At 45.9% G+C, this 19102-nt stretch carries 17 protein-coding genes; 10 read left to right on the forward strand and 7 right to left on the reverse strand.

The genetic code is table 11. The features are described from left to right. Positions 1–83 precede the first annotated feature (83 nt). The 4 genes from BLQ53_RS03590 (at position 84) to BLQ53_RS03610 (ending at position 3421) form a co-directional block, all read left to right on the forward strand. The gene (locus BLQ53_RS03590; protein WP_093725934.1) at positions 84–812 is read left to right on the forward strand and encodes a glycosyltransferase; all 729 of its coding nucleotides are present in this window, start codon (positions 84–86) and stop codon (positions 810–812) included. Positions 813–945: 133 nt separating this feature from the next. Continuing rightward, entirely contained in the window at positions 946–2172 is a 1227-nt protein-coding gene (locus BLQ53_RS03595) for a glycosyltransferase family 4 protein (protein WP_093725935.1), read from the forward strand. A gap of 86 nt (positions 2173–2258) precedes the next feature. Further along, complete coding sequence (locus BLQ53_RS03600) at positions 2259–2690, forward strand: hypothetical protein (protein ID WP_093725936.1); 432 nt, start codon at positions 2259–2261, stop codon at positions 2688–2690. A gap of 404 nt (positions 2691–3094) precedes the next feature. Further along, positions 3095–3421, forward strand: a complete 327-nt coding sequence (locus BLQ53_RS03610; protein ID WP_093725938.1) for a four-helix bundle copper-binding protein — start codon at positions 3095–3097, stop codon at positions 3419–3421. A gap of 51 nt (positions 3422–3472) precedes the next feature. Here BLQ53_RS03610 and BLQ53_RS03615 read toward each other — a convergent pair whose 3' ends face one another. Continuing rightward, positions 3473–3772 carry a hypothetical protein gene (locus tag BLQ53_RS03615; protein WP_244499234.1) on the reverse strand — a complete coding sequence of 100 codons (300 nt, stop codon included), beginning with the start codon at positions 3770–3772 and terminating at the stop codon, positions 3473–3475. A 166-nt stretch (positions 3773–3938) separates the two neighbouring features. On the opposite strand from BLQ53_RS03615, the gene BLQ53_RS03620 reads away from it, so the two are divergent. From BLQ53_RS03620 to BLQ53_RS03635, 4 genes are read left to right on the forward strand one after another with little or no spacing between them, the layout of a single operon-like run. Further along, the gene (locus tag BLQ53_RS03620) at positions 3939–5036 is read left to right on the forward strand and encodes an ABC transporter ATP-binding protein (RefSeq protein ID WP_093725939.1); all 1098 of its coding nucleotides are present in this window, start codon (positions 3939–3941) and stop codon (positions 5034–5036) included. After that, positions 5026–5835 (forward strand): ABC transporter permease, encoded by an 810-nt coding sequence (locus BLQ53_RS03625; protein ID WP_093725940.1) that lies wholly within the window; start codon positions 5026–5028, stop codon positions 5833–5835. The genes BLQ53_RS03620 and BLQ53_RS03625 overlap by 11 nt, the downstream gene beginning before the upstream one ends. Beyond that, positions 5828–6634, forward strand: a complete 807-nt coding sequence (locus BLQ53_RS03630; protein WP_093725941.1) for an ABC transporter permease — start codon at positions 5828–5830, stop codon at positions 6632–6634. The genes BLQ53_RS03625 and BLQ53_RS03630 overlap by 8 nt, the downstream gene beginning before the upstream one ends. Then, positions 6631–7698 carry an ABC transporter substrate-binding protein gene (locus BLQ53_RS03635; RefSeq protein WP_093725942.1) on the forward strand — a complete coding sequence of 356 codons (1068 nt, stop codon included), beginning with the start codon at positions 6631–6633 and terminating at the stop codon, positions 7696–7698. The genes BLQ53_RS03630 and BLQ53_RS03635 overlap by 4 nt, the downstream gene beginning before the upstream one ends. A gap of 43 nt (positions 7699–7741) precedes the next feature. Here BLQ53_RS03635 and BLQ53_RS03640 read toward each other — a convergent pair whose 3' ends face one another. Continuing rightward, positions 7742–9181 (reverse strand): glycoside hydrolase family 1 protein, encoded by a 1440-nt coding sequence (locus BLQ53_RS03640; protein WP_093725943.1) that lies wholly within the window; start codon positions 9179–9181, stop codon positions 7742–7744. Positions 9182–9203: 22 nt separating this feature from the next. After that, on the reverse strand, positions 9204–11099 hold the full coding sequence (locus BLQ53_RS03645; RefSeq protein ID WP_093725944.1) for a beta-glucoside-specific PTS transporter subunit IIABC: 1896 nt from the start codon (positions 11097–11099) through the stop codon (positions 9204–9206). A gap of 422 nt (positions 11100–11521) precedes the next feature. Here BLQ53_RS03645 and BLQ53_RS03650 point away from each other — a divergent pair, with 422 nt between their 5' ends. Further along, positions 11522–12934 (forward strand): hypothetical protein, encoded by a 1413-nt coding sequence (locus BLQ53_RS03650; protein ID WP_244499235.1) that lies wholly within the window; start codon positions 11522–11524, stop codon positions 12932–12934. Positions 12935–13104: 170 nt separating this feature from the next. Here BLQ53_RS03650 and BLQ53_RS03655 read toward each other — a convergent pair whose 3' ends face one another. Then, on the reverse strand, positions 13105–14028 hold the full coding sequence (locus tag BLQ53_RS03655) for an alpha/beta hydrolase (protein WP_093725945.1): 924 nt from the start codon (positions 14026–14028) through the stop codon (positions 13105–13107). Between the two features lie 128 nt (positions 14029–14156). Here BLQ53_RS03655 and BLQ53_RS03660 point away from each other — a divergent pair, with 128 nt between their 5' ends. Further along, entirely contained in the window at positions 14157–15338 is a 1182-nt protein-coding gene (locus BLQ53_RS03660) for an MFS transporter (protein ID WP_244499236.1), read from the forward strand. A gap of 235 nt (positions 15339–15573) precedes the next feature. On the opposite strand, the gene BLQ53_RS03665 is transcribed toward BLQ53_RS03660, so the two are convergent. The 3 genes from BLQ53_RS03665 to BLQ53_RS03675 form a co-directional block, all read right to left on the reverse strand. Beyond that, positions 15574–16284 (reverse strand): FadR/GntR family transcriptional regulator, encoded by a 711-nt coding sequence (locus BLQ53_RS03665; protein ID WP_093725947.1) that lies wholly within the window; start codon positions 16282–16284, stop codon positions 15574–15576. 107 nt (positions 16285–16391) lie between these two features. After that, positions 16392–17756 carry a glucarate dehydratase gene (gene gudD / locus BLQ53_RS03670; RefSeq protein WP_170829567.1) on the reverse strand — a complete coding sequence of 455 codons (1365 nt, stop codon included), beginning with the start codon at positions 17754–17756 and terminating at the stop codon, positions 16392–16394. A 17-nt stretch (positions 17757–17773) separates the two neighbouring features. Continuing rightward, entirely contained in the window at positions 17774–19093 is a 1320-nt protein-coding gene (locus tag BLQ53_RS03675) for an MFS transporter (RefSeq protein WP_093726382.1), read from the reverse strand. Between the last annotated feature and the right edge of the window lie 9 nt (positions 19094–19102).

Below are 19102 nucleotides of genomic sequence, written 5' to 3' on the forward strand. Positions count from 1 at the left end.
CTGCCTCCTTTACTAGGCGTGCAATATCCATTTCAAGTATATGCACGCAGGCAGAAAAAATATGTTAATTAGGAGGAGCAGCAATGCTGCCGAAAGTGACGATCATTATTCCTTTTTTCAATGATAAATATGTCCCTATCGCCATACAGAGCGCCTTGGATCAGACTTATCCGAATATAGAAGTAATCGTAGTCGATGATGGTTCCACACAAGAAGTCGATAAAATACAACCCTATCTGGATCATATAACTTATCTGCGGAAAGAAAATGGGGGAACAGCCACTGCGCTTAATCATGGGATAGAACATGCGACCGGGGAATATGTGGCATGGCTGAGCTCTGATGATATGTTCCTTCCGCATAAGATTCAGGCACAAATGGATTATATGATTGCCAGCAATTCGTCAGTCAGTTTTTCCAACTACCATCTGATGGATAAAGATAATCAGGTATTCATTCCTTGGTGCGGCAAACGCTTTAATCCTTATAACAATGCAAAGGAAGTTTATGAATCTTTTCGTGTGGAAAATCCAGTCAATGGCTGCACCACCTTGATCCGAAAAGATATATTCGATAAAGTAGGGGTTTTCAATCCGGGATTTTTGTATACACATGATTACGATATGTGGTTCAGGATACTTCTCAATGGCTTTCATATGCATTATATCGATCAGGCACTGATTCAGTTCCGTTCACACGAGGAATCTGGAACATCAAGATTCCAACCGCAGATACTGCATGAAATGAAAACGATCGAAGAACATTACCGTCCAATTCTACATGATTACTTGGAAAAATATGCTGTATTTTAATAAAAAGGAGCAATTGTCATGAAAGAAAAACAACTTGCTAAATTAATCAAACTTGCCCCGCCTGGTTATCGCATACCAGATGACCGGCTTCTCCCATTAATGGTACGGTACGGCAAAACAAAATAGGAGGCTGATGAATATGAAAGTCCTGCTCGTTTCTTATTATCCGCTTCCGTATGTTGGAGGATTGTGGACAGTTGTTCGTAATCTCCGAAATGAATTGATGAGATTGGGGCATGAAGTCGATATATTAGCCCAGGATGAAACGCTATCTGAATACCGTATCATTGGACAGAATACCCCATTTAAGATGGCCGATGTCCAGCCTCTCATCGAAAATAAATTGGAAACAGCCTATCCGAAGCTGGAATCATATACCTCGGTTTACCTGACGGAAGTCTTGAGGTATTGTTTGGAGCTAACAGCTCTGACGCTCGATCTTTCCAAATACGATATCATCCATGCACAAGACGTCATTGCTGCCTCGGCAATGGATCGTGTGAAGCCTGCCCATATTCCGGTAGTCACAAGTATCCATGGCTATCTGTCGAAGGAGATTTCCTTATCCATCCAAGGGCGTCATCCGAATATATCACCTGAGGAACTTTATGAGAGTTTCGAATATCAGTACAATGTTCATTTGGAACATATCGGATGCCACGTAAGTGAGCTCATCCACATACCTGCAGCCATAACGAAAATAAACCTCGTGCAGCAGCATAATATTCCAGACGCACGATTTGTACAGTTTCCATACGGCATAGATATAGACGCTTTTCATAAAAGTCCGAAAAAGCTCGACAATGTCCCTAGCAAAACAAAGCCGATCATCTTATTTGCTGGGAGACTCGTGCAATTAAAAGGCGTGCACATATTAATAGAAGCCTTAAAACAGCTTAAAGCTTCTACCTTGGACTGGGAATGTTGGATACTCGGCAAAGGGGATGCTGCAAAACAACTCAAGAATCAAATAAAGGAAGCAGACCTCTCATCCGAGATAAAGCTGCTGGGATCTGTACCTAATGTAAAAGATTTTCTTGCGTCATCAGATATCTTTGTACTGCCAAGTTTGCAGGATACACAGCCATATTCTGTCATAGAAGCCCAACTATGCGGCGTGCCAGTAGTCGTCAGCGATGCCGGCGGATTACCTGAAATGGTGCAGGAAGGATTAACAGGTCTGCTCTCCGAGGCAGGCAATCCAACCAGTCTGGCACAACAGCTTTTCCGTTTGCTCCAAGACACTGCGCTCCGTCAGCAGCTGGGCAGCCAAGCTAAGCTCTGGGCAGAACAGCAATGGTCGCTTTCCAATATGGGTATCAATACCATCGAGTTATATAAAAAGGCACTGGTACGATAGTAAATCCCTTTCAAGATGGCCGTCCCTTTCATAGCGATGAAGGATTCATATAATACAGTATCTTCATTCAGAAAGGAGGACATCTCATGACTATACTACTTGATGCAAGGACATCCCAGAATGCCAGTCTTTCCAACTCCATTTCCGCACCAATATTGGTTGGGACACCGCAATTGTTCGGCCAGATCGGTCTCATAACAACCGAAGCAACCAGCCCGATCAGGGTGCAGCTAAGCGGCATCATCACGGTCCAGCTTCCTTTGCTGCCTTTACTGACTAGCATCACTGTTACGATCGTGCGAGGTACACAACCTACAGACCCAGTCGTTTTCTCATCTACTTCCAACTTGGACTTGGAGATTCTCGGGCCTCAGGCGTTTACCTTTGTCGGTTCGGAAATCAACGTCCCTCCACCAGCCAGCGGACAGCTGACATATACAGCGTTTATATCGGCAAGTCTAATCGGGACAGTCCGAGTCGGACCGGAAAGCTTCAATGGCATCGCCTTTGCAGATTAAACTCAGAGGATAAAGCGATTTTCGCTTGTCCTCTCTTTATATCCGCCGTGCCTGTTCCACAGTTTTCTTCATAAGTTGTGGTAGGAAAGGTGGTGAGCATAATGGGTTATTACGAACCTGATTGCCAAAAGAAAACAAAGCGTACGTATAAATGCAAAGAACACGATCCGTGCAAAGAAGAAGAGAAACATGAGAAATGCGAGTGCGAAGATCCGTGCAAAGGCGGAACGCGCTGGGGAGCTTCCTTCTTGACACCTCCATCCCCTCCATTTCCTTATTAGTCCAGACAAAAAGCGACATGCTACAATGTCGCTTTTTCTTATGAAACAATTCACTGTGTTGTTGTAATGTTATAGCTATAATTCATCAGGGTAAAGATTCCACATAAGGAGGAGATTCCAATCATGAACACAGATTACGAAAAATGTATCCAAGCTTGCCTGGAATGTATGGAAGCTTGTAATACATGCTATGATGCCTGCCTGTTGGAAGAGGACGTGAAGATGATGGCGGATTGTATCCGAATGGATCGTGAATGTGCGGATATGTGTGCATGTGCAATCCAGTCGATGCAGCGGATGAGTCCGTTTGCTGAGCAGGTATGCACGTTATGCGCAGTGATTTGCCAAGCTTGCGGAGAAATCTGCAGACAGCATGAAACGAAGCATTGTCAAGAATGTGCAGATGCTTGCTTTGCCTGTGCCGACGTTTGTCGCTCCATGGCCGCATAACAAAAGACTGCCTTTATGAGTGGCAGTCTTTTTGCTTAGGGTATGCTACTATTATCGGCGTTGCAGCCGTCTGGAGAAATACTCTAACAATAAAACAATCGCGGCAGCTGCATGCAGCATCCAGCCGACAAAAGGTATCCATCCAAGACAAGACGCTATAATCCCGACGATGCTGCCGGCAAGCGGTCCCTGAACCTGCACAGCAAGCATAAGGGTAATGATGTGCAAAACTAGCATGATGACCAGAGGCATCCAACCATTCGATAAAATGATGATGGCGCCAAGTACAGGAATAGCCAAGATGGCTTCCAGGACTCCTGTGATCAGTTTCATATTTCTTGTTGTGGACATGGTGCATTCGCCCTTTCTATACGTACTCGATTTCCTACATATACGTATCATACTGTAAAATGTTCCATATGAAAAAAGTTCTATTCAATATGCCTTTTAATGTCGTATAATGATACGTCAAGATTTTTAGACTCAAAAATACGGAAAAGAAACAAGGGAGATGACAATGACAAAGAAACCGATCATTCAATTCCACAATGTAATGAAGCAGTACGATAAAGATACCACTGTTTTGGACAACGTCAGCTTCGAAATCGAGCGCGGCAAATTCTATACCCTTCTTGGACCTTCCGGGTGCGGAAAAACGACGATACTACGTCTGATCGCAGGGTTTACAGAACCGACTTCCGGCGAGATGCTATTCGATGGGAAACCACTGAATAAAATTCCTGCCAATAAAAGATCTGTAAACACTGTATTCCAGGATTATGCCCTGTTCCCTCATCTGAATGTCTACGAAAACGTAGCCTTTGGTCTGCGCATCAAAAAGATGCCTCAGAAGCAGATCGACGAGAAAGTGACAGAGGCATTGCGTTTTGTCAACCTGGCAGGTTATGAGAAGCGGGAAATCAGCGAAATGTCCGGCGGGCAGCGTCAGCGTGTCGCCATTGCGCGTGCAGTCGTGAACGAACCGGAAGTGATTTTGCTGGATGAACCATTATCCGCACTTGACCTGAAATTGCGTACAGAGATGCAGTACGAATTACGCGAGATGCAGCAGCGTCTCGGTATCACATTCATCTTCGTAACACATGACCAGGAAGAAGCGCTTGCTCTCTCGGATGAGATTTTCGTCCTGAACAGCGGAAAAATAGAACAAAGCGGTACACCAACTGACATATACGATGAGCCGATCAACCGTTTTGTGGCTGACTTTATCGGAGAATCCAACATTGTTGATGGCCGAATGATCCGGGATTATGAGGTGGAGTTCACCGGCAAACGTTTCGCCTGTGTAGACCAAGGTCTGCAGCCGAATGAACCCGTTGAAATTGTCATTCGCCCCGAAGACTTGCATATAACAAGCGCAGAAGCAGGAAACCTGCGCGTCAGGGTGGATTCCCAGCTATTCCGCGGGGTCCATTACGAAATCTCCAGCTACGATGAAGCTGGTAACGAATGGCTCGTTCATTCTACCAAGAAAGCAGTCGTCGGAGAGGAAATCGGTCTTGACTTCGAGCCGGAAGCCATTCACGTCATGCGTCTGAATGAGACGGAGGAAGAATTCGATAAACGACTAGAGGCATATGACGATGGAGAATAAGACGACCCGCAATCTGTATACGATTCCTTATGTCATCTGGATTGCCTTTTTTGTCATCGCTCCGATCCTGTTAGTACTGTACTATTCTTTTCAGGATATCAACGGTGACTTTTCACTGACCAATTACCGTAATTTCTTTACACCAATCTATCTGGAAATGACATTGAGCTCCTTCTGGTATGCATTCCTGATTACACTGATTGCCCTGCTGTTTGCTTACCCGACAGCTTACTTGCTGACAAAATTGAAGCATAAGCAATTGTGGCTCTTATTGATCATCGTACCAAGCTGGATCAACTTGCTATTGAAAGCTTATGCTTTCCTCGGCATCTTTGGCACATACGGAATGGCGAATACATTCCTGGAAACAATCGGAATTGGATCGAAGCAGCTTCTGTTCACCGATTTCAGCTTTGTCTTTGTCTCTGTTTATATTTTCATCCCATTCATGATCCTGCCGATTTTCAATGCATTGGATAAGCTGAATCCAACTTATCTGGACGCAGCAAATGATTTGGGGGCTTCACGCTGGACGACATTCCGCAGAATCGTCTTTCCTTTGACGATTGATGGTGTGAAAGCAGGCTGTCAGATTACGTTCATTCCAGCTCTGTCACTGTTCATGCTGACACGCCTTATCGCGGGCAGCCAAGTGATTACACTCGGCACGGCAATCGAACAGCAATTCCTTGTCACACAGAATTGGGGGATGGGATCGACGATTGCTGTCTTCCTGATCATTTTCATGTTCATCATCATGTTCGCAACGGGAACGAAAAGGAGGAGAGCACGTGGATAAGAGAATTTCTCCCCTATCACGAATTTTTCTGATTGTCATGTTTGGGCTGTTGTATTTGCCTATCTTTTACTTGATATTTTATTCCTTCAACAGCGGCGGCAATATGTACGATTTTGAGAACTTTACATTCGATTGGTACAAAGAACTGTTCCAAGATACACGGCTATTGATCATTGTTTTGAATACGATTGTAATTGCCTTGCTCTCTGCTTTGATTTCAACGATCATCGGCGTGCTTGGTGCGATGATGATCTATAAAGTACGCGCCAGTCGGACAAAGGACGCCTTGCTGTCCTTGAACAATATCTTGATAGTGAGTCCGGATGTGATCATTGGTGCTTCTTTCCTGATCCTGTTCACGATTGCCGGTATCCAGCTTGGGTTCTATTCGGTGCTGCTGTCGCATATCGCCTTCAGTATCCCAATCGTCGTCTTGATGGTATTGCCGAAGCTTTCCGAGATGAGCCCATCCCTTCTTGATGCAGCAAGGGATCTCGGGGCATCACGCTGGGAAGTCATCACGAAAGTAGTGATTCCATATATCGCTCCTGGTATATTCGCTGGCTTTTTCATGGCGCTTACCTACTCCCTGGATGACTTTGCTGTTACGTTCTTTGTAACAGGGAATGGTTTCACAACATTGTCCGTCGAAATTTATTCTCTAGCAAGACAAGGCATTTCCTTGTCCATCAACGCCCTATCGACGATCATTTTCCTTGTTACGATGCTGGTTGTCGTCATTTATTATCTGATAACCCGCCGCAATAGGAAATCGCCTGATCTGGAGGTGCTCAAATGAAACAACTTATGCGCCTGGCCGTTGTGATCATCGCTGTGAGCGCTATACTGCTTGTCACCATTTCACGCCTTAATGTCTCCCAGGGCTACTCAGGCGGCAATACGCTAACCGTGTATAACTGGGGCGACTATATCGATCCTGCGGTCATCGATGCATTCGAAAAAGAAACTGGGATTACCGTCATCTACGAGACATTCGATTCAAATGAAGCAATGATGACAAAAATCCAGCAAGGGGGAACAAGCTATGACGTCGCGGTTCCTTCCGAGTATACAATTGAAAAAATGCAGGAAGAAGATTTATTGCTGCCGCTTGATCATAGCAAGTTACCCAACTTGAAGAATATTGATTCCCGATTCATGGATCTGCCGTTCGATCCTGGCAACGAATATTCCGTTCCTTATTTCTGGGGAACTGTCGGTATCGTTTACAACAGCAAACAATTGGACGGTATGACATTCGACAGCTGGGCAGATCTGTGGGACCCTTCCCTTGAAAATAAGATTGTTTTGATCGACGGTGCCCGTGAGATCATGGGCATGGGGCTGAACAGCCTTTATTATTCCCTTAACGATACAGACCCAGATCACTTACAAGAAGCATATGACAAACTGGTGAGCCTAAAGCCTAATGTCAGGGCTTTGCTTGGCGATGAAAACAAGTTGCTGATGGCATCAGGGGAAGTTTCGATTGGAATAACATGGTCTGGGGATGCCTCCGAGATCATGTCGGAAAATGAGGATCTCGACTATGTCGTGCCAGAAGAAGGTTCCAATTTATGGTTCGATAACATGGTCATTCCAAAAACAGCGAAGAATGTCGACGCTGCTCATAAATTTATCAATTTCATGCTTGATCCAAAGATCGCCGCACAAAATACCGAATATGTGAGCTACTCCACGCCGAATAAGGAAGCATTGCAATATATGCCGGAGGAAATGGTGAATGATGAACGCTTCTACCCATCACCGGAATTGACTGATCGTCTGGAAGTCTATGAGAACCTCGGACAGGAAAACCTGGCTCACTATAACGAATTATTCCTCAAATTCAAGATGGAATAGAAATAGACCTTATCCAAGTCAATTGGATAAGGTCTTTTTAGTATTAGAGCTCTGCTCCATTTGTTTCAATAACATTCTGATACCAGTGGAACGATTTCTTCCGGCTCCGCTCCAATGAACCGCTGCCATCGTCATGCTTATCGACATAGATGAAACCATATCGTTTGGAATACTCCCCTGTCGAGGCGCTAACCAAATCGATGCAGCCCCAGCTAGTGTATCCCATCAAGTCCACGCCATCCTCGATGGCTTCTCCCATTGCTTTGATATGATCACGCATATAATCGATACGGTAATCATCGTTGATGCTTCCATCGGCTTCGACTTTATCATACGCACCAAGCCCGTTTTCCACGATGAACAACGGCACTTGGTAACGATCATACATATCGTTCAGCGCGATACGCAGTCCGAGTGGATCGATTTCCCATCCCCAGTCGCTCGCTTTCAGGAATGGGTTCTTCACGCCAGACATGATATTACCCTGCGCCAGCTCTTCCTCACTTTTTTCCGCTTTTTCCGTACGGGACATATAGTAGCTGAAACCGATGTAATCAACTGTTCCCGCTTGGATGGTTTCCAAATCGTTGTCTTCGATTTGCAGTTCCACACCTTGTTCTTTGAAGAAACGTTTTGCGAATGCCGGATAAGCACCGCGAACCATTACATCTCCGCAGTAATTATTGAACATACGAGCTTCCTGATCGGCATAAAAAACATTTTCCGGCTTGCTGTCATAGGAGTAGACAGGTGCATAAATGATCATACAGCCGATTTGTGCATCTGGATTCACTTCATGGCAATACTGGACAGCTTTGGCACTGGCAATGAACTGATGGTGCAATCCTTGGATTACTGATTGATACTTATGTTCCCCAGGCTGAATGGAGAAACCAAGACTCATGATTGGCATGATAAGTCCGCTATTGATTTCATTGAAAGTCATCCAATACTTCACTTTATCTTTGTAGCGGTCCAGCACAGCTTTTGCATAACGCTCGAAGAAAGTGATCACTTCACGGCTCTTCCATCCTCCATATTCTTTTACAAGATTCACCGGCATTTCATAATGGGAAATCGTAACAACTGGCTCGATGCCATGCTTAAGCAGTTCATCAAAAACACGATCATAGAAAGCAAGCCCTTCTTCATTTGGTTCAAGCTCATCACCTTTGGGGAAGATACGCGTCCAGGCAATCGACATCCGGAATACTTTGAAGCCCATTTCCGCAAATAATGCAATATCCTCTTTATAACGATGGTAGAAATCGATTGCTTCGTGGTTCGGGTATGTGTATTTATCTGTATCAATTTCAAAATCAAATCCTGGCTCTGCCAAGATGCGCAGACGTTCTTTTCCGCCCGGAAGAACATCCGCGATATTCAAGCCCTTATTGCCTTCATGGAATCCCCCTTCCATTTGGTTGGCAGCTGTTGCGCCGCCCCATAGGAATCCTTGTGGAAATACTGTTTGGTTTGTCATAATCTCTCTCTCCTTTTACGATTTAAGATGCTTCTTTTGAAGTGGTTGCAGATACCGCCAAATCCAGCACGGCTTCACCGCTGTTCACAGTGCCTTCAGCAAGTGTTGTGACATTCTCATATTCGGCAGTGTTTGTGATGATGATCGGTGTAATAACGTCATATCCTGCAGCTTGAATGGCTTCCATGTCAAAGGTTACGAGCTTCTGCCCTTTTTGGACTTTATCGCCCGATGCGATATGAGCTGTAAAATGTTCACCATTCAATTTCACTGTATCGATACCAACATGTATCAGCACTTCTGCGCCATTTGTACTTTTCAAGCCGATGGCATGTTTTGTGGCAAATAACGTAACTACTTCACCATCAACAGGAGATACAACTTCACCTTTTGACGGTAAAATTGCCATACCTTTTCCCATGATTTCCTGCGCAAATGTCGGGTCACTTACCTCTGCAAGCGGGCGAACCTCTCCTGACAGCGGACTAGCGATGACTTCGGATGCTTTCTCTGCATCTGCTTCTGTTGCTGTATTTACTGTTTTTTCTTCTGTTGTTGTTTCTTCAGCTGATGCCATAACGTCCTCAAAGCCCATGATCCATGTGACAGCTGCTGCTGCAACGAATGCCAGGACGAGACCGAGAATAGCAAAGATGAACTCTGGACCTACGAAAGTCGGGATACCCGGAAGTCCTGCCATACCGGCAACGATATAGGCTTTTACATCTGTGAGCGCATACAGTAATCCACCGGCAGCAGCACCAATCAAGGCTGCGACGAATGGCTTCTTCAAGCGCATATTGACGCCGTACATAGCCGGCTCTGTCACACCCATCGTTGCTGTCAACGCAGTCGTGAAGGACAGCGACTTGAATTTCTTATTTTTAGATCGCATCGCAACTGCGAATGCAGCACCTGCTTGTCCAAAGTTGGCAAGGAACATGGCTGGGATCATATAATCGTAGCCGTTCACGGCAATATTGTTCAGCATGATCGGAACAAGTGCGTAGTGCATACCAGTTATGATGATAAGCGAGAACGTACCAGCAAGCAGGATCATGGCGATAATTCCAGCATTCTGGAATAAGAAGTTCGTTCCTGTGGACAAATAGTTACCGGCTATAGCTCCAAGCGGTCCTACTGTAATCAAGGTAACTGGTACTACAACTAATAAAGTCACCGTCGGGACAACGATCAGCTTCAAGGAAGCATGTGTCACCCGGTCTACCCATTTCTCTACATAAGAAGCAATCCAAATTGCCAGCAAGATTGGTATAACCGTTGATGAATAGGTTGCGACGGTTACCGGCAATCCAACAAAGGAAATGGATCCTCCTTCTGCAAACATAGCCGTCAGCGTCGGATGCAGGATGGCGGCTCCTATCGCAGCGGCCACATACGGGTTAGACCCGAATTTACGTGCTGCACTGATTGCCAGCAGTATCGGCAGGAAGTAGAATGCACCATCTCCGATTACAGTCAGGATTTGATAGGTTTGGGAGGCTTCTTGCAGCCAGCCAAATGTCACCAGCAAAGCCGCAATACCTTTGATCATACCGGCACCAGCGATAGCTGGCAGAATCGGCGTGAATACACCGGAAATGACGTCGAAGATAGAGCTGATCACATTTTTCTTTTGTTTCGTTTCGCCTTCTGCACTCTTCGATTCACTTAAACTGCTATTGGCGATGATCTCCTTATATACTTTCGGGACCTCATTTCCTATGATCAGCTGAAACTGACTTCCGCTAATGTTGGAGCCTAAAACACCATCCACCTGCTCCAAGCTTTTTCGATCTGCTTTACTGTTATCGTACAGATTAAAGCGCAGGCGTGTCATGCAATGAATGACACTTTGAACATTTGATTCTCCGCCTACCAATTGCAAAATCTCTTCTGCTGTTTTACGATGATTCATGATAGACCCTCCATTCGGGGATATTATGATGAGGATAAAGGATGCCGCCTTTATCCTTTTTTTGATAAGCTCTTGGTTTGGGTACACAAAAAAACCCAAACTACACCCCTTGCACAGAGTTGCCTCTGCTCCCGGAATATAATTTAGGTTTTGCCTGCTTATCAGTAACAATCCTAAAGGATAGTTGTATGCTGTTGTACAAACTCAATTTATCATGTAAGCGGATTATTGTCAACGCTTTCAATGCATTTTTTTATTCGTTCCATGTAATAGATTTTCCGGTTGTTTCTTTCGTTCGCTTCCAACATTTCGCATGTAAGCGGGTTCTCACCTTCATTTACACAATTCCATTAAGCAATAGTCACCGGTACCTTCTGTCTTACATAGGCTATGGCACATGATGAGATGAAGGAGGAACCCGCTTGACGGACTTGACAATGGCCCATTGGATCTATCTGGCAGGAACACTTTTGATTATTTTAACGATGCTTGTTCGGCAAAATGTGTTGGTTCCGGCATTATTGATGACCTTCTTGGTAGGCTGGTCGTATACGGGGACACTTGTAAAGGGATTGCAGACAACCTTCAGCGCAAGCCTCACAGCTGCCTCGGAACTATTTAATATCTTCTTGATTATTACCGTTATGACTGCTCTGCTGCAGTCCTTAAAAGCATTGCAGGCTGATAAGCGGATGATTCGCCCTTTTGGTTATATTATGACGAACGGCCATACTTCCTTTTGGGTATTGGCATTTATTACCTACTCTATCTCCCTATTCTTTTGGCCAACACCTGCAGTGCCACTCGTAGGTGCAATCCTGCTCCCTGTTGCAATCAAAGCCGGTCTGCCGCCAGTCGCAACTGGTGTGGCAATGGCGATTGCCGGCCAGGGCATGGCGCTTTCTTCTGATTATGTTATTAAAATTGCACCGATGCTGAGTGCTACAGCAGCTGGTGCAGATACTGCTGCGGTGGCAGACAAAGCGCTTATTTTATCGCTTATTACCGGTATCACAGCCTTGCTGCTGGCGTACTTCCGGATTCGAAAAAAAATCTCCTCTCCTTCCATTGTGCACCTGGAAAGGTGGAACGGGAACGATGCGTCTAGTGAAGCCCATTCAGGTGAAAAAACAAGGTTCAGTATCTTGTTTGCGATTCTGGTGCCCGCAGCCTTTCTTGTTGTGGTGACCTACATGGCCTATGCAGCTTTCAGCAATACTGCTTCGCTTGAGGGCGGAGCAGGAGCTGCTTTAATCGGAGGTGCTGCTATCCTGCTCATGATTGCCGCAGCGATCGCTTACAATTGGAAACGGTCCTTGCATAATGTGAGCGACCACTTGGTAGATGGCTTTACCTTTGCTTTTCGGGCAATGGGGCCTGTTATTCCGATTGCAGGTTTCTTCTTTTTAGGGAGCGGAGAGATTTCTGCCAGGATATTCGGTCTGGAAGATGCTGCACAGGCTCCTTCCTTTCTGTTTGATTTAGTAGAGGCAGGGCAGCACTATATTCCAGAGAATCCAATTTTTGCTGGACTCGGTTTGCTGATAGTCGGCATGGTAACTGGACTGGACGGTTCAGGCTTTTCCGGACTCCCTCTCGTCGGAGCCCTTTCAGGTGCCCTGGCACCTGCTGTCGGTATGGATGCCTCAACGCTTGCTGCAATAGGACAAATGGGAGCAATTTGGGTTGGCGGCGGCACGCTGATTGCCTGGTCTTCTATTGTAGCGATTGCTGGATTTGCACGGGTGCCGGTGATGGAATTGGTGCGGCAATGTTTTATCCCAGTCGTTATCGGGCTTGTACTTTCCACCATCATCGGAATTTGGTTCCTGTAAGAGATAAAAAGTCTTAGACATAGGTGTTTTAGCCAAATCAAAAACCGTACTAAATAAGTTTTTAAGTACGGTTTTTCAATTATGAGATGGAAGTGTTTAGAGTGTATTCGAATGCTAGTGGACGATAAGGAATAATGCAGAACGAGAAGACCAATATTATTACATCACGATCATTGATACAGAGCTTGCCTCAGCTGAGCAGCTCCCTCTGCCACAGCTTGATACGCTTCTTCTACTTCAGCTGTAAAACCAGCAAAGCCATGAATCAGCCCTTCGTAATTTTTCACGAATACATCGACACCTTCCCGTTTTAGCTGTTCAGCATAAGCCTGTGCTTCGTCCCGCAACGGGTCATATTCAGCCGTCAAAATCGCTGCAGGCGGCAATGCATGCAGCAAATCAGAACGAATCGGTGATGCATACGGGTTGAAACGATCTGCTTCTGTCCGGTAATAATGGCTGCGGAACCAATTCATCAAACGTTTGGTCAATAAATAGCCTTCCGCGTTTTCACGTAAAGAAGCTGGCTCTTCTCCGGTATAACCTGTAGATGGGTATAAAAGCAACTGAAATACTGGTTTATGACCAGCTCGTTCTGCTGCCAGCAAGCACACAACCGTTGCGAGATTCCCTCCTGCACTATCTCCTCCCACAGCAATTCTAGCTCCTTCGATTCCTAAACGCTCTGCGTTGGCACTAACCCATTGAAATGCTTCATAGGCATCCTCCACTGCAGCAGGGAATTTATGTTCAGGCGCTAGGCGGTAATCAACCGAGATAACCGTGCATGCTGCCATGTTGGCAATTTCACGGCAAGTTGCATCATGCGAATCGATGCTGCCGACAACCCAGCCGCCGCCGTGATAAAAGACGAGTGCGGGCTGTACCTTATTTTCAGAACGGTAGATACGTATCGGCAATGTCCGATCGTGTAATTCAATCCGGCCGTCTTCCACCTTAGCCACTTCTTGTTTCGGACCATCATCCTGCATTCTTGCCTGATTGCGAAACTGCGCGGGCGAGACCGATTCAAGCGGTAGCGGCTGAGCATTTACTTGTTTCAAAAAAGCCTGTATTTTTGGATTCAATCCCATGACAATTCCCCCTTTTTTATTCTAATTCATTTTTCCACTATCTTACTGCATTTTAAACATGGGTGCATTGCAGCAACACCAGACAAGGTTTACAATAAGATAATTCGATACTGATGGGGGTACAGCATGTGAAAAAAGCAACGTATATCTGGTTAGGCATCGCTTTATTCGTGGCAGCACTTAATTTACGTCCGGCAATCAATTCCATTTCTCCGCTTATTGAAATCATTCAATCTGAATTGCATATGAATGCTTCCAGTGCAAGCCTGCTCACTTCCATACCTGTTTTATGTATGGGCATCTTTTCGCCGGTTGCTGCCAAATTGGCCAATCGTTTTTCGCTTGAATATGTAATTGGCTGGTCTCTAGTTGTCATTGGCATTGGAACCATCATTCGTCTTTTCACTCATACTTCTTTCTTCTTATTGATCACAGCTTTCTTGGCAGGCATCGGTATTGCAGCTGCCGGTCCGCTGCTTTCCGGTTTCATTAAAAAATATTTTCCCGATAATAGTGCAATCATGATCAGTATTTATACCGCCGCTCTGGCTGTTGGAGCTGGTATGGCTTCCGGAGGCGTCGCACCCATTCAGCATGTATTCGAATCCTGGCAGATCGCTCTGGCTGCTTGGTCCTTATTAGCACTGCTTGCCATCATCATTTGGGTCCTCGTCGTGTTGCCTCAAAAAAAGAAAGACAGGACAATTCAAACATTTGGGGGCGCAGACAAATTGCCATGGAACCAATGGAATGCCTGGCTGCTCACCTTCTCTTTCGGCGGGATGGCGTTCATTTTCTATTCTTTGACTGCCTGGCTTCCCCCTATCGTAGAAAACATGGGGTACAGTAAAGTTTATGCAGCCAACCTGCTCGTCCTTTTCATGGTTCTGCAAGTACCAGCTAACTTAGCCATACCTTATCTGCTGAAAAGAATTCCAAGCCGCCTGTTCTGGCTTGTAACGGCTGCCATATTCGAACTGATCGGCTTTGGGATGATTTTCATATCCTTCTTGCCTTGGCTGGCCGCTTGCTTCATCGGCCTTGGTGCTGGCGGTTTGTTCGCCATGAATCTTTTGCTCCCGATTGATGTGACAACTACCCATCAGGCAGCTGCCTCTTGGTCTGCCATGATACAGGCAGTTGGTTATGTCATCGGATCATTTGGTCCAATTATTCTAGGGGCAGTCAATGATATGACCGGAAGCTTCTCTTATTCCATCTTTGTATTGATAGCTGTGAATCTTTTCATGATTGTAATGCAGGTTTTCTCTGTCAAACGGAATTTCAAACAAGAAAAGCTAGCCTCCTGACCAAAAACTGGATGATTAGCAGATTGCTAGATTGGGTATCTTATTACTACAAACCCAATCACAAGGAGGATTCAAATCATGAGTTCATTAACAAAAGATGTTTTCACCACATATGCCGAGGAAGATACATTCGAGCTGGAGCCATACTTAGATCACCTGTTTGAATTGAATGAAGAAGAATCCGATAACGAATAAATGAAAAAGAAGCAGCGGCTGGCGGAACCGCTGCTTCTTCTTACTCGCCTTGTTTTTCCTGCTGCCCTTCGAGAATCTTCTTCTGTACAAAGCGCAGATGATCATACATTGCTGTGTGCGCTTTGTATGCATCTCTTTCCTTCAGAGCCTCATAGATACGTTTATGATAAGCTACCGTCTTTTCTTTTTCCCTGACTATGATATGGTTATTGATTTTCGCATGATAAAGAAGCAGCGAATGGATCATGCCATCAAGTATCAAATTATTGGCACTCAAAGCTATGATCCGGTGGAATCTTTTATCAGCTTGTCCGTAATTATTGTCCTTTGATTCTTCGATCTCCACAATCGTTTCATACAGTTCTTCCAGCTGTTCGTCAGTGATCTTTTCCGTTGCAATTGTAACCAGCCCGAGTTCCAATACGATCCTTGCTTCGATGATTGCCTGGATATTATCGCTCGCCAAGTTAAGCATATCGGAAAAAGGTGCTGCACCGACCTTCAGGTTGAAGTAGGTGCCTTCCCGCGTCTTACGCGTGATGATGCCGAGTGTTTCCAATGCACTCAAGGCTTCACGCAAAACAGTCCGGCTCACTCCGAGGATCGTGATGAATTCCGCTTCTGTGGGCAGCTTATCCCCAGGTTTCAGCTGACCGCTTGATAGCAGATGCAGAATCCGTTCCACCACTTGTTTGGATAATGTTTTTCTGTTGACGTGCTCCACATTCACTTGCAATGGGTCTCTCTCCATCATGTCCAACACCTTTAATATGTGATAAACCTATGATACTGGGAATGAAACGAAATTACAAACGCATACAAAAGAGCCGCCCAGCTGTAGAACGGCTCCCAGATTCATCATCGTACAAGGCACGGTTTCTTATTGTCGAACTTCCAATCCTGAATCAAATATTGCATTGCAACAGCATCATTCCTAGCGCCAAGGCCCATGGATTTATACAGCTGGTGCGCCTTTTCCACTTCCTCCAAATCTATCTCTATACCCAGTCCTGGCTCATCAGGTACCGCAATTTTCCCTTCAGCTATCACATAAGGCTCTTTTGTCAGACGCTGTCCATCCTGCCAGATCCAATGCGTATCGATAGCGGTAATATTCCCAGGAGCTGCCGCGGCAACATGGGTAAACATAGCTAATGAAATGTCAAAATGGTTATTGGAATGCGATCCCCAGGTGAGACCCCATTCGTTACACATCTGGGCGACACGCACAGAGCCTTGCATCGTCCAGAAATGCGGATCGGCAAGCGGAATATCGATTGACTGAGACTGGATGGCATGCCCCATCTGCCGCCAGTCAGTCGCAATCATATTCGTCGCTGTCGGCAGTCCGGTAGCTCTCCGGAATTCCGACATGACCTCCCGGGAAGAGTAGCCATTTTCTGCTCCACATGGATCCTCTGCATATGCCAGGATATCATGCTTGCCTTTGCAAAGACGAATGGCTTCCTCCAGGGACCAAGCTCCATTTGGGTCGAGTGTAATCCGAGCATCCGGAAAGCGTTTTGCCAATGCCTCAATTGCCTGGATTTCTTCTTCTCCAGCCAAAACACCGCCTTTTAGTTTGAAATCCCGGAATCCATACTTTTCATAAGTGGCCTCCGCCAGACGTACGACTGCTTCCGGCGTCAATGCTTCTTCATTTCGCAAACGGAACCAATCCCATTTTGCACCAGATTCTTCTTTGTAGGCCAGATCCGTCTGCTTGCGATTGCCAATGTAGAACAAATAACCGAGCACATCCACTTCACTTCGCTGTTGTCCTTCTCCTAGAAGCGCAGCCACCGGAACTTGCAAAAATTTGCCTAGCAAATCCAGAAGTGCCGCTTCCAGTGCTGTCACAGCATGAATCGTTGTACGCAAATCGAAGGTCTGTTCACCCCGGCCACCTGCATCTTGATGGGCAAATTGCTGTCTTATTTGATTAAGAATAGCCTGATAAGAAGCAATCGACTCGCCTATAACCAATGATTCCGCTTGTTCAAGCGTTTGTCGGATCTTCTCTCCTCCAGGTACCTCTCCGACACCGACTGCTCCGGTCGTGTCTTTAAGAATGACGATATTACGCGTAAAGTACGGGCCATGTGCGCCGCTCAGATTAAGCAGCATGCTGTCCCGCCCGGCAACCGGAATCACTTGCATTTCCGTAATGGACGGCACATGATGCGACTTCCCGGCTCTCACATTCTCTGTCATTTGATTCATCTAGCAATCCCTCCGATTTATTTTGTTGGTGCTTCCAATTCCACCCGTTCTATTTTCCCAACGATGAATAAATAGCTTAGAATGGCAACTAGCGCATTGGCACCGACGAAGATAAGCGCGCCATTGAAGGAACCTGTCGCGTTGACGATATACCCGATGATGATTGGTGTCGTGATGGAAGCGATGTTTCCGAATGTATTGAATAGTCCTCCACTGACACCTGCTGTCTGCTTCGGCGATGTATCGGACACGACTGCCCAGCCCAATGCGCCAAAACCTTTGCCGAAGAAAGCAAGCGACATGATAACCACGACAAGCCATTCAGCATCCACATAGTTACAGATGATCATACTGCAGGAAAGCAGCATCCCAATGATGATCGGTGTTTTCCGTGCGATGGTCAGCGATAGGTTCTTGCGGAGAAGGAAATCCGAGAACATCCCGCCAAGGATTCCGCCAAGGAAACCACATATCGCCGGCAGGGATGCAATGAATCCAGCTTCCAGAATCGACATTCCGCGTCCTTGTACCAGATAGACGGGAAACCAAGTCAAAAAGAAATAAGTCAATGTCGTAATACAATATTGTGCAATGTAAATGCCAATCAACATCCGCTTCTTTAATAGTTGCTTAATGAACGGCCACTGTGACTGCTTCTCCTTTGAACCAGCACCTTCCTTCTTTTGATCCATATCGACGACTCCGCCGCCTGCTTCGATATAGTCGATTTCAGCCCGATTTGCTTTTGGATGTTCTCGTGGATTCCGGATGACTTTCAGCCAAACCAGTGCCAAAACGATACCGATAGCTCCCATTACGTAAAAGACGGATTCCCAGCCGAATCTATATGTCAGCCACCCCATCAGCGGTGAGAAGATAACTAGCGCGAAATACTGTGCTGAATTGAAAATGGCAGATGCCGTTCCGCGTTCCTTGCTGGGGAACCAGGCGGCCACGACCCGGCTGTTCCCCGGAAAAGATGGCGCTTCGGAGAACCCGACCAGGAAACGGAGCGCAAACAAGACAATAATCGCTGTACCGCCAGCAAAGAATCCGATTGCCCCTTGAAGTAAAGTGAAGATCGACCAAAACAGGATACTCATTCCGATAACAAGCTTTGATCCGAACTTATCGAGCAATATCCCGCCTGGTATCTGTCCAATCACATAAGCCCAGCCGAATGCGGAGAATACATACCCCATACTGACAGCATTCAAGCCCAGATCCGATTGCAAGGCATCCCCTGCAATACTGATCGTCGCTCTGTCAGCATAGTTGACAGATGTGACTAGGAACAACATAAAGACGACAAACCAACGAACCTTCGACTTTTTCATCTGAGTATC

It is taken from the genome of Terribacillus halophilus (genome assembly GCF_900101385.1).
Classification (GTDB): domain Bacteria; phylum Bacillota; class Bacilli; order Bacillales; family Amphibacillaceae; genus Terribacillus; species Terribacillus halophilus.

Bases quoted from the DNA above. Each gene is read 5' to 3' on its own strand.
- BLQ53_RS03590 (WP_093725934.1), top strand. From the start codon at position 84: ATGCTGCCGAAAGTGACGATCATTATTCCTTTTTTCAATGATAAATAT.
- BLQ53_RS03595 (WP_093725935.1), top strand. From the start codon at position 946: ATGAATATGAAAGTCCTGCTCGTTTCTTATTATCCGCTTCCGTATGTT.
- BLQ53_RS03600 (WP_093725936.1), top strand. From the start codon at position 2,259: ATGACTATACTACTTGATGCAAGGACATCCCAGAATGCCAGTCTTTCC.
- BLQ53_RS03610 (WP_093725938.1), top strand. From the start codon at position 3,095: ATGAACACAGATTACGAAAAATGTATCCAAGCTTGCCTGGAATGTATG.
- BLQ53_RS03615 (WP_244499234.1), bottom strand. From the start codon at position 3,772: ATGTCCACAACAAGAAATATGAAACTGATCACAGGAGTCCTGGAAGCC.
- BLQ53_RS03620 (WP_093725939.1), top strand. From the start codon at position 3,939: ATGACAAAGAAACCGATCATTCAATTCCACAATGTAATGAAGCAGTAC.
- BLQ53_RS03625 (WP_093725940.1), top strand. From the start codon at position 5,026: ATGGAGAATAAGACGACCCGCAATCTGTATACGATTCCTTATGTCATC.
- BLQ53_RS03635 (WP_093725942.1), top strand. From the start codon at position 6,631: ATGAAACAACTTATGCGCCTGGCCGTTGTGATCATCGCTGTGAGCGCT.
- BLQ53_RS03640 (WP_093725943.1), bottom strand. From the start codon at position 9,181: ATGACAAACCAAACAGTATTTCCACAAGGATTCCTATGGGGCGGCGCA.
- BLQ53_RS03645 (WP_093725944.1), bottom strand. From the start codon at position 11,099: ATGAATCATCGTAAAACAGCAGAAGAGATTTTGCAATTGGTAGGCGGA.
- BLQ53_RS03655 (WP_093725945.1), bottom strand. From the start codon at position 14,028: ATGGGATTGAATCCAAAAATACAGGCTTTTTTGAAACAAGTAAATGCT.
- BLQ53_RS03665 (WP_093725947.1), bottom strand. From the start codon at position 16,284: ATGGAGAGAGACCCATTGCAAGTGAATGTGGAGCACGTCAACAGAAAA.
- gudD (WP_170829567.1), bottom strand. From the start codon at position 17,756: ATGAATCAAATGACAGAGAATGTGAGAGCCGGGAAGTCGCATCATGTG.
- BLQ53_RS03675 (WP_093726382.1), bottom strand. From the start codon at position 19,093: ATGAAAAAGTCGAAGGTTCGTTGGTTTGTCGTCTTTATGTTGTTCCTA.